The organism is Methanothermobacter sp. (assembly GCF_030055435.1).
In the GTDB taxonomy this organism is placed as follows: Archaea; Methanobacteriota; Methanobacteria; order Methanobacteriales; family Methanothermobacteraceae; genus Methanothermobacter.
The window spans coordinates 117,435-131,911 of record NZ_JASFYG010000001.1; the positions used below are offsets into that span (position 1 = coordinate 117,435).

Annotated in this window: 15 protein-coding genes; 8 read left to right on the plus strand and 7 right to left on the minus strand. The window is 51.1% G+C overall.

The features are described from left to right. The first annotated feature begins 338 nt into the window (after positions 1 to 338). Together QFX30_RS00545 and QFX30_RS00550 are read left to right on the plus strand one after the other, a co-directional pair. Positions 339 to 623: a hypothetical protein gene (locus QFX30_RS00545; protein WP_300486741.1), complete on the plus strand. Its 285-nt coding sequence runs from the start codon at positions 339 to 341 to the stop codon at positions 621 to 623. Beyond that, complete coding sequence (locus QFX30_RS00550; RefSeq protein WP_300486744.1) at positions 620 to 901, plus strand: hypothetical protein; 282 nt, start codon at positions 620 to 622, stop codon at positions 899 to 901. Before QFX30_RS00545 ends, QFX30_RS00550 begins: the two co-directional genes overlap by 4 nt. A gap of 65 nt (positions 902 to 966) precedes the next feature. Here the strand turns inward: QFX30_RS00550 and QFX30_RS00555 are convergent, their stop codons facing one another. Continuing rightward, complete coding sequence (locus QFX30_RS00555; RefSeq protein WP_300486746.1) at positions 967 to 1,662, minus strand: hypothetical protein; 696 nt, start codon at positions 1,660 to 1,662, stop codon at positions 967 to 969. Continuing rightward, the gene (locus tag QFX30_RS00560; RefSeq protein ID WP_300486749.1) at positions 1,655 to 4,294 is read right to left on the minus strand and encodes an HAD-IC family P-type ATPase; all 2,640 of its coding nucleotides are present in this window, start codon (positions 4,292 to 4,294) and stop codon (positions 1,655 to 1,657) included. The genes QFX30_RS00555 and QFX30_RS00560 overlap by 8 nt, the downstream gene beginning before the upstream one ends. 126 nt (positions 4,295 to 4,420) lie before the next feature. Between QFX30_RS00560 and QFX30_RS00565 the strand changes: the two genes are divergently transcribed. The 4 genes from QFX30_RS00565 (at position 4,421) to QFX30_RS00580 (ending at position 7,560) form a co-directional block, all read left to right on the plus strand. Then, entirely contained in the window at positions 4,421 to 4,693 is a 273-nt protein-coding gene (locus QFX30_RS00565) for an ATP cone domain-containing protein (RefSeq protein WP_013295694.1), read from the plus strand. A gap of 225 nt (positions 4,694 to 4,918) precedes the next feature. Then, positions 4,919 to 5,794 carry a substrate-binding domain-containing protein gene (locus tag QFX30_RS00570; RefSeq protein WP_300486752.1) on the plus strand — a complete coding sequence of 292 codons (876 nt, stop codon included), beginning with the start codon at positions 4,919 to 4,921 and terminating at the stop codon, positions 5,792 to 5,794. Between the two features lie 36 nt (positions 5,795 to 5,830). Then, on the plus strand, positions 5,831 to 6,517 hold the full coding sequence (locus QFX30_RS00575; protein WP_300486755.1) for an ABC transporter permease: 687 nt from the start codon (positions 5,831 to 5,833) through the stop codon (positions 6,515 to 6,517). Between the two features lie 2 nt (positions 6,518 to 6,519). Next, complete coding sequence (locus tag QFX30_RS00580; RefSeq protein ID WP_300486758.1) at positions 6,520 to 7,560, plus strand: ABC transporter ATP-binding protein; 1,041 nt, start codon at positions 6,520 to 6,522, stop codon at positions 7,558 to 7,560. On the opposite strand, the gene QFX30_RS00585 is transcribed toward QFX30_RS00580, so the two are convergent. The 5 genes from QFX30_RS00585 to QFX30_RS00605 all read right to left on the minus strand — a co-directional run bounded on the left by QFX30_RS00585 (position 7,553) and on the right by QFX30_RS00605 (position 11,053). Beyond that, positions 7,553 to 9,298 carry a thiamine pyrophosphate-dependent enzyme gene (locus QFX30_RS00585; protein WP_300486761.1) on the minus strand — a complete coding sequence of 582 codons (1,746 nt, stop codon included), beginning with the start codon at positions 9,296 to 9,298 and terminating at the stop codon, positions 7,553 to 7,555. The two genes, QFX30_RS00580 and QFX30_RS00585, sit on opposite strands and share 8 nt — an antisense overlap. A gap of 9 nt (positions 9,299 to 9,307) precedes the next feature. Next, complete coding sequence (locus QFX30_RS00590; RefSeq protein WP_300486765.1) at positions 9,308 to 9,562, minus strand: cytochrome b5 domain-containing protein; 255 nt, start codon at positions 9,560 to 9,562, stop codon at positions 9,308 to 9,310. A gap of 65 nt (positions 9,563 to 9,627) precedes the next feature. Next, the gene (locus QFX30_RS00595; RefSeq protein WP_300486768.1) at positions 9,628 to 9,861 is read right to left on the minus strand and encodes a ferritin-like domain-containing protein; all 234 of its coding nucleotides are present in this window, start codon (positions 9,859 to 9,861) and stop codon (positions 9,628 to 9,630) included. Next, positions 9,858 to 10,178: a ferritin-like domain-containing protein gene (locus tag QFX30_RS00600; protein ID WP_300486771.1), complete on the minus strand. Its 321-nt coding sequence runs from the start codon at positions 10,176 to 10,178 to the stop codon at positions 9,858 to 9,860. Before QFX30_RS00600 ends, QFX30_RS00595 begins: the two co-directional genes overlap by 4 nt. A gap of 83 nt (positions 10,179 to 10,261) precedes the next feature. Next, positions 10,262 to 11,053: a ZIP family metal transporter gene (locus QFX30_RS00605; protein ID WP_300486773.1), complete on the minus strand. Its 792-nt coding sequence runs from the start codon at positions 11,051 to 11,053 to the stop codon at positions 10,262 to 10,264. Between the two features lie 105 nt (positions 11,054 to 11,158). Between QFX30_RS00605 and QFX30_RS00610 the strand changes: the two genes are divergently transcribed. Together QFX30_RS00610 and QFX30_RS00615 are read left to right on the plus strand one after the other, a co-directional pair. Next, positions 11,159 to 13,909, plus strand: a complete 2,751-nt coding sequence (locus QFX30_RS00610) for an ATP-dependent DNA helicase (protein ID WP_300486775.1) — start codon at positions 11,159 to 11,161, stop codon at positions 13,907 to 13,909. 41 nt (positions 13,910 to 13,950) lie between these two features. Then, the gene (locus QFX30_RS00615) at positions 13,951 to 14,367 is read left to right on the plus strand and encodes a YkvA family protein (protein ID WP_300486778.1); all 417 of its coding nucleotides are present in this window, start codon (positions 13,951 to 13,953) and stop codon (positions 14,365 to 14,367) included. Positions 14,368 to 14,477: the final 110 nt, after the last annotated feature.

The following is a 14,477-nucleotide window of genomic DNA, read 5'->3' on the forward strand; positions in this document are numbered from 1 at the left end:
ACATCCTCATTTGACTGTTCTTCATTGCCTGTGGTGTCTGGAGATACGAATTTCCAGAAATCTCACCTGCCATGGCTACAAGGGGCATATGTGATGCCCAACTTCTCATGATAACGGACCTTTAGGGAGGGTTAGAGGCTACATCGGGAGTAAACATGAGAAGTTCTCCTACAGTCCCAGAGATTGTGGTGAAAACCATTCCAGGATATTTTTGACCCCTCTGACATGGAGATGATGAGGGAGGTGGTCTCGGATTTCAGCTTATCTGAAATGTTCCTTGAAGCGTGTAAGGGAAAGAACTAAATTATCCAGGAAATATATATGTAAATGGTGATAGGATGATTCCGTATGGTCGCGAATTTCAGGTGGCCCAGTTCATATCCACAGTTATAACTGGCCTGAGCCTCATCTACATGGTTAGGGTCTCTGCTCATGATGGTAGATGGATACCAATGACCATTGCGGTTTTACTGCTCTTTATATCAACTGTGTTCGGTTTTATGAGGGAGATAATGGCATTTGACCTTATGAGGACCATTGAGTGGGTCTTCATCATGCTTGCAGCTGCAATGTTCCTCTATGCCTCAGTGAGGTCCAACAGGAAACTGGAGGCTGAGACATGATAATAATCATCCTCAAGGGTGCGGCCCTCCTATTCATAACCCTTGCAGCTGTGGTTTCTGTGAGGAACTACATGCTCACAAGGTTCGCGTCTGGTGTCTGGGGATTCGTGTCCATGGGATTTGTAAGTGGCGCCATAATCATCGGTGTGAGGTTCATAAAGGAGTTCATACCCCTCATGGAGTTTGAGGTGGTTAAGATCTGCCTTCTCCCTGTTATGATGGCATTCATCCTTGCAGCGTCATTTGAGCTTAACAGGGACATACTGAAACCCATATGATAGTCTTAATCCATTTAAGTTAGAGAATAGTGGAAATATCTACTTCTTCTTTTCATTTAGGGTTATCACTCTTCTTCATCTATCCCCTCAAACCTTGCGATCTCATCGACCCAGTCAAGGCAGTAGTTCTTCTCCTCAGCCCTTTTTATGAGTATTATACCCGTAACTGCCCCGAATATACCTCCTATGAGATCTGTGAGGAGGTCCATCATGGTGTCGGTGAGGGGGTCCATCACCGGTGACCCCTGGGTGGGGCCAGTGGGGAGGAAGTGCTCTATGTGCCTGTAGAGGTGGTGGTCGTAGCCGTACTCAACCAGTTCAAGGAGGGCTCCTATACCCAGTGTCACGAATATTATGAGGAACGCCATTATGAGGAGGCTGGTCCTTATCTTCCCGTAGACGTAGGCGGTGTAGAGGAGCATCATTCCGATGAGGGCCACTATGAAGGGGACTGTGAAGTGCATGAACTTGTCATAGTAGGCTATTCTCCCGTAGAGGCCGAAGGTATTGCCCAGTATATACTCCAGTGCAACCACGGTGAGGAAGAGGATCTCTATCTCAACCGGGATGACGCTGAGGCCATCGGGGTGCCTGAGGGCCGGGAGGTACACCACGACCACCGCAAGGAGCGTCATAAGGCCGAAGACCTTTGTGCCCCCGGCACCGAAGACCACTATTATCAGACCCATAACCACAAGGAATATCCTTATTGCCGTAAGCAGCTTCCTCTTCCATGAACCGTTCTCCCTGCACTCATTCATCCTTCAACCTCCCCATTATGTACTTCTCGGCCTCTATTGAGATGAGACCTGTGAGTGAGAATGGTATTATTATCCCCCACCACTCAGATGGAAATGGAGACGTCCTGAATATGACCTCAAGGCCCGGGACGTACACTATGAAAAGGGTAACTGTCACGGTTATGATTATACCGGTCGCCACCCACCTGTTGGTCAGGGGAATCCTGATGACGGATTTATCCAGTGACCTTGCTGTGAGGAGATAGAAGACATGTACAAGAATCACCGTGGTGAAGGTCACAGTCCTTGCCACGGTAACATCAAGTCCCCTTGAGACCCCTATATAGAACACAGCGAGTCCTGAGATGGCCATTGCAGCGGATACCAGGCCAACCTTCCTTATGAAGGTGTAGTCCACTATTCCAGTCCCGGGGTCCCTTGGTGGTTTTTCAAGGACAGATTCGTCTGAGGCCTCTGCAACCAGGGGGAGGGCGAGGAAGACACCATCAAACATGTTTATCCACAGTATCTGGAGGGGGAGAAGCGGCAGGCTGGCGCTGAAGGTGGGGCTTACAGGTGCGAGGAGGAATGAGAGGAGTATTATGAGGGCCTGGCCCCCGCTTGTTGGGAGGACATAGTATATTATCCTCCTTATCCTCTCATAGACGTTCCTCCCCTCACTTACAGCCGCAACGATGGTGGCGAAGTTATCATCTGCAAGGACCATATCAGCTGATTCCCTTGCAACCTCTGTTCCGCTACCCATTGCAACGCCAATATCCGCCATTTTAAGTGCAGGGGCATCATTCACCCCATCACCTGTCATTGCCACGATCTCACCGTTCTCCCTCAGAATCTCTGTCAGGGTGTACTTGTGATCAGGGGTTACCCTTGCAAAAACGTTGCAGTCCTCCAGGGATTTTCTGATCTCATCAGTGCCCATTGATGATAATTCGGGGCCAGTGAGTACCCTGCCTGTTTCTATTCCAAGTTCAGCTGCAACGGTCCCTGCGGTGGCAGCATGGTCCCCTGTTATCATGATGATCCTTATACCTGCGGATTTGCATTTTCCAACGGCCTCAATGGCCTCGGGTCTTGGGGGGTCAATCATGCCCTGGAATCCCAGAAGGGTCATGTCGTTGAGGTCGTAGTCATGGATCCCGGTACCTGAATGCCTTTTCTCTGCAAATGCAAGAACCCTCATACCCTCTGATGCCATTTCATGTATCTTATCCATCAGTCTATCTTTTTCAATGGATTTCAATCCTTTCTCCGTTAGTTCATGGCTGCACATCTCAATTATCTGCTCGGGGGACCCTTTTGCCTGTATTAAGCCGTCCTCTGTGAGGACCGCCATGTACTTCCTTGTGGAGTCAAAGGGCACCTCATCGACCCTTCCAGCTCTCTCCCTTACACCTCCCTTGTGGGCCGCCACGATGAGTGCCACCTCTGTGGGGTCACCATGGAGCCTTTCATCAGCAACTGATGCGTTGTTGCAGTTGAGGCCGCATTTAAGTATCCTGAGGAGTGGCTCGGGGGGCTCTTTGATTCTGGAACCATCGAGTGTTATTTCACCATCATCACTGTAGCCCACCCCCTCCACCTCATAGTTGACCCCTCCCGCGTATATGGATTTCACTGTCATCTCGTTCCTTGTGAGTGTCCCTGTCTTATCGGAACATATCACGGTGACACTTCCAAGTGTCTCCACCGAAGGGAGGTTCCTTACTATGGCATTCCTCTCCGCCATGGCCCTAACTGCAAGGGCAAGGGTCACGGTGAGGACCGCCGGAAGACCCTCGGGGATTGCAGCCACAGCCAGAGATGTTGATGCAAGGAAGGATAGTACCGCATCGTATCCAAACAGGATTGCGGCTATGAAATTGAAAACTGCAAGGGACACAACAGCCAGTGCTATCGTCCTTGAGAATTCATCGATCTTCTCAAGGAGCGGTGTTTTAACATCAACCTCCTTCACCCTCTCTGCTATCCTGCCAAGCTCTGTTTCCCTCCCAGTTGAAATCACGGCACCCAGCGCCCTACCCTCTGTTATCAGCGTCCCGCTGAAGAGGATGTTCCTGAATTCACCCCTGAGGATATCCTCCCCTTTGAGGGGGGAGGGGTCCTTTTCAACAGGGACTGACTCCCCTGTGAGGGCCGATTCATCCACATGCAGGTTCTTTGATTCGATTAGCCTTATATCTGCAGGCACCCTTTCACCGACTCCCAGCACGGTTATGTCACCTGGAACGAGGAGTCTTGCGGGAATTCTCATTTCTTTTCCTTCCCTGATTACGGTGGAGTATGATTCCGTGAACTTCTGAAGTGACTCGATGGCCTCAGAGGCCTTCCCCTCCTGTATGAAGCCGATGATGGAGTTCAGAACCACAACTCCTGTGATTACAGCGGTGTCAATCCATTCTCCTATGAATGCCGTGAATACTGCAACGGTGAGAAGTATATATACCAGGAGGCTCTGAAACTGCTTCAGAAAACGGAAGATTGGGTGGGGTTTTCTGAACTGGATCTCATTGGGGCCGTGGATCTCAAGTCTACCCTGGGCCTCCGTCTCTTGGAGGCCTCCGGTTGATGTTCCAAGTTCATCGAGTGCCCCGGCCACATCCATTTCAGATATTCTTTTCCAGAGAGTCATTCCAGCACCATCTGTTTGAATACCAGTATTTTTATAATCTGTTTTGAATAAGCTTTATGAGGTCGCCCCCCCTTTTAACTGGAAAAAATTTATTGAAAGATGAACATAATATACAGGGTGATCATTATGAATGTGATAAAGAGAAGGGGTTCAAGGGAAGCCTATGACCCATCAAAGATACGGGCCTCACTTGAGAAGGCTGCCATTGATGCAGGTTACAGTCCCGAGGAGAAGAGGGAGATCATTGAGAAGGTCTACCAGACCGTTACTGAGAAGATAAAGGGCGAGGAGGAGATCAAAACTGATACCATAAGGATGTGCCTTTTAACCGAGCTTGATAAGTGCGAACCCTACATTGCAAGGTCATGGAGAAGATTTGAGAAGAAGTATAAGGGTTAGGCTCTGATTTTTCCTTTTTGAGGATTTTAGATGTATAAGGGCTATTAACCTTAATAATTAACTCCATTTATTTATTTGAGAAAAAATTTAAAGGCTTTTTAATATTTTGAGGACAACAACTCTTTTATTTATATAGCTGACACGGCCCATTGTTCCGCCATGACATCGATATGCATATATATTGCATGTCGATACAGTATATCTGTTGTAATGGAGGTTCCACTTATGGAGAAAAAATACGTTGCCATGGTAGCTCTTATTGCAGTGATCATAGGGGCAGCCATTTATGGGATATCAGACAATGGAAAGAGGCAGGTACTCAGAATATCCACAACAACAAGCCTTGAGGATACAGGGCTCCTTGAGAGTGTGGAGGCAGCATTCGAGAAGAGGTACCCCACTATCGATGTGCAGATAGTTTCAGGCGGTACGGGCATAGCCCTTGAGCGGGGAAAAAGGGGTGACGCCGACCTCGTCATAGTGCACGACAAAACCAGAGAGAAGGAGTTCATAAAGGAGGGTTATGGCACAGGAAGATACCCCTTCGCCTACAACTACTTCTACATCGTGGGACCAAAGAGTGACCCCGCGAATATCAGTGAAGCCAAATCTGCAGAGGACGCATTCAGGAGGATCCTTGAGGCAGCAGCCAGCAACCCCTCTGTGAAATTCGTATCAAGGGGGGACAACTCCGGCACCAATTCAAGGGAAATAAAGATCTGGAAAAACGTAACAGACTACAACGCCACAGTCAATGGCTCAGCATGGTACATTGAAACCGGGAGCGGGATGGGCGACACACTCAGGGTTGCAGACCAGAAGGGCGCCTACACACTCACAGATTCAGGCACATATCTTGCCCTCAGGGATGGGATAAACCTCGTCACGTACCTCACAGAGGACAGTTCACTCCTCAACGTCTACGCAGCAATACCCGTGAACCCACAGAAGGTGAGGGGCGTGAACAGCGCGGCTGCAGAGAAATTCGTTGACTTCCTCCTGAGTGATGAGTGCCAGAGGCTCATATCAGAGTACGGAAAGGATAAATATGGCCAGTCCCTCTTCAGGGCCCTCAATGGAGGAAAAGAACCGGAAAACTGAATACAGCTATAAACTTAAAACTTCAGGGCGAAAATCATGAACGAAATAATCACAGGATTCATAAGGGCCATTGAACTCATGGCATCACTTGACCCTGAACTCATTGACATAACAGCAAGGACACTCATGGTTTCAGTCTCATCCACGGTCCTGGCATCTATAATTGCGGTGCCGGCAGCGGCGATGATTGACCTGCGGGAGTTCAAGGGAAAGAGGGTTCTCCTGAATGTGATACAGACCCTCTACAGCATCCCCACTGTACTTGTGGGCCTCTTTGTATTCCTGCTCATCTCACGCTCAGGGCCACTGGGTCCGCTCAACCTCCTCTTCACACCTGCCGGTATGATACTCGGCCAGACCATACTCATCCTCCCGCTGGTCACAGGCTTCAGCATCACAGCCCTCAGAAGTGTTAAACCGGAGCTCAGGGACCTTGCAAGATCCCTGGGCGCCACCGAGTTCCAGGTTATGGTGAGGGTTCTGGAGGAGGCAAGGTACGCTGTCATGGCCGCAGTCATCCTGGGATTCGGGAGGGCAATCTCAGAGGTCGGGGCCGCCATAATGCTCGGTGGAAACATACGGGGCTTCACAAGGGTCATAACAACCGCCATATCACTGGAAACCTCAAGGGGGAACCTTGAACTATCAATAGCCCTGGGGATAATACTCCTCATCATATCACTGGCCGTTAACACAGTACTCAACCACTTCCAGGAGAAATAATCATGAACGTGCTTGAACTCCACGGGATAGAAAAGACCTACGGGGACGTAAGGGTCCTGGATGATGTGAACCTTAAGGTCAGGGAGGGTGAGACCCTCGGGATCATAGGGCCCACAGGGGCGGGGAAATCCACACTCCTACGTATAATAAACCTCCTGGAAAAGCCTGACAGTGGCGAGATAATCTTCCAGGGCGAGAACGTGGCTGAGAAGAGGGAGGTGGATGTCAGGAGGAGGATGGGCATGGTATTCCAGAACACCCCGGTATTTCGTGGTACCATAAGGGAGAGTGTCCTCTACGGTCCCCATGTGAGGGGGATGAAACCGGAGGCCCGGGAGGTCCGGGAGGTCCTTGAACTGGTGGGCCTTGAGGACGCCTCAAGGAAGACCACTGAACTATCGGGTGGTGAGAGGCAGCGCCTGGCACTTGCCCAGGTACTCATAAACCGGCCTGAACTTGTGCTCCTGGATGAGGCAACATCCAGCCTTGACCCTGTATCCACCAGGAGGATGGAGGAGGTCATAGCTGAACTTGACGTTACGGTGATACTCACAACCCATGACCTCATCCAGGGCCAGAAGCTCTCTGACAGGATCGCCATACTCAACAGGAGGATTCTCCAGGTGGGTGAACCCATGGAGGTCTTCAGGAGGCCGGCGAGCAGGTTCGTTGCAGAGTTCGTGGGTGCAGAGAACATACTCAGGGGGAGGGCCAGGGTCACCCCCGACGGTGTGACCATCATAGAATGTGACGGTGTGAGTATCTACTCGTCAGAGGAGGCCGAGGGCATGGTTTCAGCCACCGTGAGGCCCGAGGATATAACCATATCATGGGGGAGGGTGAATTCAAGTGCACTGAACCAGCTCCGCGGCACAGTTAAAGCGATACGTGATTCAGGCTCCCTCCAGGAACTGGAGGTCAGGTGTGGCGGTGAGACACTCACTGTACACCTGACAGCGAGGTCACTCCATGAGATGGGGATCACCACAGGCTCAGAGGTCTGGCTTGAATTCAAGGCATCTGCGGTCCATGTAATCAGATGAAGCGCCTTGGGTCGGTTTTGATGTCCACTACCACAGGTCCCTCTGTTCTGAGGGCATCTGAAACAGCATCCTCCAGTTTGTCTGGTTCGGTGACCCGGATTCCCCGGCCGCCACAGTTCTCAGCGAACCCTGCGAAGTCACAGTTCTGGAGTTCGGTCTGCCAGTTGGGGAAACCCTCAACCAGCTGCTCCTGCATTATCATCCCGAGGCTCCTGTTGTTGAGTATGAAGACCTTCACAGGGAGATGGTACTTCACAGCGGTTAGAAATTCAGCCATGACCATGGAAAACCCTCCATCACCTGTTATACATGCAACCTCCCTGTCAGGGAACTCCAGCTGCGCCGCAATTGCAGCCGGAAGCCCGAATCCCATTGAGCCAAGGTACCCTGAGAAGAGGAGCCTCTGGGTGCCCTTCATCTGGAAGTTCCTTCCAAACCACCAGCCGTTCTCACCAACATCAAGGGATATGATGGCCCCCTCATCAAGGAGGTCATTGAGGACAGCCATTATGTACTGTGGCCTCAGGGGCCTTGAGGATGAGTCTATTTCAGATTCAAGAAGGGCCAGCCACCTCTCCCTGAGTTTCCTGAGCTCTGCCCTGTAGGACTCCCTCCTCCTCTCGCGGGTCATGGAGAGAAGCTCGGGTACTGTGAGTGAGGATCGACCCTCAAGTCCCATCTCAACCGGGTGGCGCCTTGCGATCATGAGGGGGTCTATGTCAATCTGCAGGATCCTCCCAGGGGGTAGCTGGGTGAGGTCAGAAAAGGATGACCCTATAACAATGAGGAGATCCGATTTCCTTACGGCCTCGGCCGCCGCAGCGGACCCCAGGCTCCCGTGACAGCCCAGGTAAAGGGGGTGGTGGTTATCAACAACCCCCTTGCCCCTGAATGTGGTCACAATCCCGGCCCCTATCCTCTCTGCAAGTTCAACAACACTCTCCGCCGCTTCAAGCGCCCCGAATCCAGCGATTATGATGGGGCGCTCTGCAGAATCAATTAAGGATGCAGCATTCTGTAACTGGCGTCTGGGTACGGTCACCGATACAGGGGCGATCGAACCGGTGAGTGGTCTTACACCGGCAGTGCACTCCATTGTCTGGACGTCCCTGGGGACATCAATATGTGAAACACCCCTCTCGATGATGGCGTGTTTCAGGGCATCCCTTACAATCTCCGGGGTCTCATCAGGGCTTATGAGGGTCATGTTGTACACTGTCAGGGACTCGAAGAGGCTGTGCTGGTCTATCTCCTGACTTGCACCTGTCCCGATCCTGTAGGTCTCAACCTGTCCTGTCACAGCTATAACCGGTGACCTGTCAAGGGCCGCGTCCAGAAGCCCGGTTATGAGGTTCGATGCCCCCGGGCCGGCGACTGCCATGCAAACCGCAGGGTTTCCTGTGAGTTTGCCATAGGCTGAGGCCATGAATGCCGCCGACGCCTCATGGCGTACCTGTATGTACTTCACGTCACTGTTCCTCCTTATGGCATCAACAAGTCCCAGTGTTGAGGTTCCCGGGATCCCGAAGATGTACCTCACACCCCAGGCTGCAAGCTGTGCTATAAAGACATCCGAGACCGTCCTCCCTGTTTCCCTGGCCCTGGACCCCAGCCTCACAAACGCGTCCTTGGGCGCGTTGCAGACCGGGCAGCGCCATTCCACTGGGAGGGAGTCGAATTCACCCTCATGTTCCTCATGGAAGATGTAATTGCATACCGTGCACCTGAAGTCTGCCATCTGAAGCCCTCATTTCACCTTAAGGGTACCCATCACTGGGAACCTTTCAAGGAGTTCCCTGCCATGGGGGGCTTTCTCCAGTTCATGGGTGAGATCCCTTCCTGCACTGTGGATTACCTGGTGGCGCCCATCCCTCCATAGGAAGCTCTCTGATACATCGTAAACCCTGCCGTCGCATGCAACGTATGCGGGACCTGAAATTCCATCAAATCTTCTGAGATCCTCGGGTGTGAACTCCCTCATTCCACCACCAAAGCGCTTCACTTCTGATCCCCAGTTTCTTTATTAATATCCAGATGAACTCCCGTACCCCAGCACCCGGAGAGAAGTTATTCAAGGAATTTCCTCACAAAGGGTGAGGTTTCACCGCGCCTCATGAAGTGCCCTGATGGGCCCTCACCCAGGAACTCTGAGAACCAGGACTCATGCTGTATCTCCTCATGGAGTATTGAGAGTGCAAGGTCATAGGTCCTGTGGTCCTTACCGGCAGTTATATTGCATATGTGGGTGTACTGCCTCACAGCGCACCTCTCTGCGGCAACAAGGACCTCAAGTATCTTCATGGTGTCAGTGGTCTTCTCAGGGAGGTATGCGGGGGGCATCCTGAGATATCATGGAACTCCTTCATATCCTGTGGGAGTTCACCTCCAAGCTCGTATATCCTTGGGACAAGTGCCTCAAAGTGGTTCCGGTCCTCTATCCTTGCAGATTCCGCTATCTCCTTTATCCCCTCACCATCAAGGCCTATCAGGTTGGCCCTGAGTATCGTGTAGTAGTAGAAGTTTGTGAGTTCCGCAGCCGCGTTCTTCACAAGGAGTTCAACAAGTTCATCCACATTTATACCTGAATTTTCAACCATTTCACGGGTAACCCTGGCCATACTATCACCTCTGAATATTATGTATAACATCCCTAATAAAATATGATAGTGAATATTCTTTCAGACCAATTTCTGAAAAAATTTCAGGAAAGTGCCAGGTCAAGTATCATCATGAGAACAAAGCCTAAAAGGGCGGATACAGTTGCAAGGTCCGTGTTACTCCCGCTCTGGCACTCGGGGATGATGTCCTCTATCACCACGAATAGCATGGCACCAGCAGCAAAGCCCAGGGCGTAGGGCATGACCCCTGAGAATGAGTAAACCAGAATAGCGCCTGCAAGGCCACCAAGGATTTCAACCAGGCCCGATACCTGGCCGTAGGTGAAACTCCTCCACCTGGACAGGCCCTCACCCCTCAGTGGGAGGGAGACCGCGGCCCCCTCAGGCAGATTCTGTATGCCTATACCCAGGGCAAGGGTGATGGGGGCTGCAAGTGCACCTGTGGCTGCAGCGGCCCCGAAGGCAACACCAACCGCAAGGCCCTCAGGGATGTTGTGTATGGCAACGGCAAGGAGAAGGAGCCTGTTCCTCCTCCAGGTCGTGGGGAGCCCCTCTGCATCCTCAGGGTCGCATCCAGGGTGAAGGTGGGGTATGATCTTATCCACACCTGAAAGGAAGAGTCCACCTGCAAGGAACCCGAGGGCCGGGGGTAACCACTCTGCATATCCGTTGATGGCTGAAAGTTCAATTGCAGGAACCAGGAGAGACCAGAAACTTGCAGCGATCATTATACCCGCTGCAAAGCCAAGTGAGGAGTCAAGGAGTTTCCTCTCAGCCCTCACAGGGAGAAAGACCAGGGCAGCCCCTGCAAGTGTCATGAGCCAGGTGAAGACGGTTGCAAGGAATGCGTTGAGGATGGGGTCTGCGGGGTTCATTGTAGATTGTATGTATGCTGTGACTTAATAATTCTTCACCAGAAAAATTCCATCAAACGGGGAAAACATTAATATATTCACCACCCAATCTATGAAACAGTCACGATGACAGGATCACTCTGCAGGAAAGGGGAGGCATGTACAGAGAACCAGAAGAGGGCCGTTAAGAAGACCGACGGGCCACTTGTAATTGTGGCAGGACCAGGTGCCGGGAAAACAAGGGTTCTTGTTGAGAGGACAGCTTACCTTGTTAAAAGAAAGGGGGTTAGCCCGGAGAATATACTTGTTATAACCTTCACAGAGAAGGCTGCAGATGAGCTGAAGTCAAGGCTCATAAACTGCGTTGGACTGGACGCCGAACTCATGCATATATCAACCATACACTCATTCTGCAGCACCATACTCAGGGAGCACCCCGAGGAACATGACCTTGGAGCGGGATTCGAGATCCTGGACGAGGAGTCACAGCTCATGTTCCTAAGGTCAGTCTTCTACAGGATCGGGCTTAACAGTTTCATGAAGATGGGTGAGATTCATGAGGCAATAGAATTCTTCAACAGGTGCACCGAGAACTACGTGGACCCCGATGAACTCATGGAGGCCCTCAAAAAACATTACCCTCATAAGAAGAGATACCATGGCATGGCAGCTTGCTACAGCCAATACCTGAATGCCCTGAGGGAGGAGAAGAAGATAGACTTCCCTGGACTTGAAAAGGAGGTTTACATCCTCCTTAAATCAAACGAGGATGTCCTTGAATCTGTCAGAAATAAATACAGGTACATAATGATCGACGAGTACCAGGACACGAGCCCAATCCAGGAGAGGATATTCAGGACGATAGCAGGGCCCGAATCAAGCATATGCGTCGTTGGGGATGAGGACCAGAGCATCTACGGCTTCAGGGGCGCCACCCCCGAGAACTTCATAAGGTTCAGGGACAAATACAATGCAGAGGTGGTTTTCCTTGAGGACAACTTCAGGTCAAGGGCTGGGATAGTTCTCACAGCCGACAGGTTCATGAGGGGGGAGAGACACTACCGGAAAACCATAAAGCCTGTGAGGGATGGCGGAACAGACGTTGTGATACTCAGGAGCCGTGATGTTAACTCCGAGGCCAGGAACATAGTAGCCCTCATAAAGAAACTCAAAGCCACAGGCAAAATCCCTGACTACGGATACGTTGCACTTCTATTCAGGAGTGTGCGCTACCATGCAGACAAGGTACTCAGGGAGCTCAGGAGGGAGGGGATCCCCTACATAGTCCGCGGTGACGGATCATTCCTCAAGAGATACGAGATAAGGAGCATGCTCTACTTCCTGGCCTACGTGGACCCCCCCAATTACGATGGTAAATTCAGTGGAAGGTGGGGTGGCTGGTGGAACATCTCCATGTTCCGCGGTGAATTCCTGGATCTAAGTAGGGAAACACTGGAGGCCCTTGAATCCCTTGAGAGGGATGTGAAACTCTCGGATTTCAACTCCCTCCAGGAACTGGAGGATGCTGGTATCCGGGGTGAAGATGCAGAGAAGATACTCGGCCTCAACAGGATCAGGGAGGAACTTGAAAAGGGCTCACTTACGGTGCTCCAGACCTTCTACAGGATACTGGAGGTGACAGGTTACCTCAGAAGACTCCTCCTTGATGGTAGTGACAAGAGCAGGGCAAGGATATTCAACCTTGCAAAGCTCAGTTCACTCATAGACAAGTATGAAACCATAAAACCAGGTGCCAGGATACAGGACATCCTCTGGTACCTCTACCTCCTCCCCCATCATCTCCACCATGACGAGGCCGTCCTGGAGGACCCGGCCTCAGTGAAGGTGATGACAGTCCACCAGGCAAAGGGTCTTGAGTTTCCTGTTGTGTTCATCTGCTCTGTAATAAATGGAAGGTTCCCGGGCAGAAAAAGGAAGAGGAAGGAACTGGTGCCCATCCCCCGGGAACTGCTCCTATCATCTGGAGAACAGGAGGATGAAGACCGACGGCTCTTCTATGTTGCAATGACAAGGGCCCAGGATGCACTTATCATCTCCACCGCACCCAGAATCAACACGAGGAAGGTGGGGATCTCACCATACATCACCGAGTTAAGGGAGAAGTGCGGTATATACGAGTGTGAGTGCACATCCATCGAGGGGTGCCTTGAGAGGGAGTGGTCAGAGGAGCCCCTACGGATCAACTTCTCGGCCCTCTTCACCTACGAGGAGTGCCCCTTCAGGTACATGATGATCTACCATTACGGCTTCGTCTACCCGGAAACCTTCATGCAGCGCTACGGTATCATACTACACAGGTGCCTCGAAGAGTTACACCTTGGAATGAAGAATTCAGAGAATATAAACGGGGCATTCATAAGGGAAATCGTTGAAAGGTGCTGGATACCCATGGGGAGAGACGATGAGTTGAAAAAGAGGCGCCTTGAAAGGGAACTCCTCAACTACTACCATGACAGCAGGGACCATATAGAGGAGGTTGTCTCGGTGGAGGAGCCCTTCTCCATACCCGACGATGATATAATAATAGAGGGTCGGACCGACCTCATCATCAGGAACTCTGAGGGTGAACTGGAGCTTGTGGACTTCAAGGCCCGGGAACATGGGGGGATTGAGAGGATGGGACTCGAATACCAGCTCAGAACCTACGAGTATGCACTGAGGGAGAGATACAATTTTGACAGGCTCTCTGCATACGCCATCAGGGACTCCATGAGGATATCATTTGACTCCGACCCCCAGTTCACTGTAAGGGAGAGGATAGAGGAGACAGTTGAGAAAATAAGGAGTGAGTGCTTCGAGCCCCGCAGGAATCAGTTCTGCTCAAGGTGCGTGTTCAGGAACTTCTGTGGGGTATAACCTGATGGAATTTACGCATTTGGGTGATTGAGGTGTTTCTTATGGATTTCACACATTTCTATGATGTTTTACGGGAGAACATTAACAGTTACCGTGGAGAATATGAGAGGATAGTGGACTACGCACCGGATCTCTTCCGGCTGCTGGCTGAAGTGCTTAGGACTGATGAGGTGCTGAGTGAGGAGAGGCTGAGGATATCCGCCGCCATGGGCTACCTGGTGGCCCCCTACGATGTGATACCCGAGGAGATCTATGGTCCACATGGATACATTGACGACGTTTACATCTGCGCTGTGGTTGTTGATGAGCTTGCATCCCGCCACGGATACGCCTTTCTGGAGGAGCACTGGGCTGGTGATGAAGAACTTGAATCAGTTATTGAAGAGTGCCTGGAGAGGGCCTCGGAGATACTGGGAGAAAAAAGAGGGGAAATACTCTCATATGCCGGTTTCAGGTGAAAGGTCTACCTTTTATCAAGATATTACTTTAATATGAAAAACCATTGTTTTAAGAACTTTTATTTTTTTAAATCTTAAATTAAAAAATTTTAAATACAGCGAGAGAGAAT

Coding starts and splice junctions, on each gene's coding strand:
- QFX30_RS00545 (WP_300486741.1), top strand. CDS start 339: ATGATTCCGTATGGTCGCGAATTTCAGGTGGCCCAGTTCATATCCACA.
- QFX30_RS00550 (WP_300486744.1), top strand. CDS start 620: ATGATAATAATCATCCTCAAGGGTGCGGCCCTCCTATTCATAACCCTT.
- QFX30_RS00555 (WP_300486746.1), bottom strand. CDS start 1,662: ATGAATGAGTGCAGGGAGAACGGTTCATGGAAGAGGAAGCTGCTTACG.
- QFX30_RS00560 (WP_300486749.1), bottom strand. CDS start 4,294: ATGACTCTCTGGAAAAGAATATCTGAAATGGATGTGGCCGGGGCACTC.
- QFX30_RS00565 (WP_013295694.1), top strand. CDS start 4,421: ATGAATGTGATAAAGAGAAGGGGTTCAAGGGAAGCCTATGACCCATCA.
- QFX30_RS00570 (WP_300486752.1), top strand. CDS start 4,919: ATGGAGAAAAAATACGTTGCCATGGTAGCTCTTATTGCAGTGATCATA.
- QFX30_RS00575 (WP_300486755.1), top strand. CDS start 5,831: ATGAACGAAATAATCACAGGATTCATAAGGGCCATTGAACTCATGGCA.
- QFX30_RS00580 (WP_300486758.1), top strand. CDS start 6,520: ATGAACGTGCTTGAACTCCACGGGATAGAAAAGACCTACGGGGACGTA.
- QFX30_RS00585 (WP_300486761.1), bottom strand. CDS start 9,298: ATGGCAGACTTCAGGTGCACGGTATGCAATTACATCTTCCATGAGGAA.
- QFX30_RS00595 (WP_300486768.1), bottom strand. CDS start 9,861: ATGAAGATACTTGAGGTCCTTGTTGCCGCAGAGAGGTGCGCTGTGAGG.
- QFX30_RS00600 (WP_300486771.1), bottom strand. CDS start 10,178: ATGGCCAGGGTTACCCGTGAAATGGTTGAAAATTCAGGTATAAATGTG.
- QFX30_RS00605 (WP_300486773.1), bottom strand. CDS start 11,053: ATGAACCCCGCAGACCCCATCCTCAACGCATTCCTTGCAACCGTCTTC.
- QFX30_RS00610 (WP_300486775.1), top strand. CDS start 11,159: ATGACAGGATCACTCTGCAGGAAAGGGGAGGCATGTACAGAGAACCAG.
- QFX30_RS00615 (WP_300486778.1), top strand. CDS start 13,951: ATGGATTTCACACATTTCTATGATGTTTTACGGGAGAACATTAACAGT.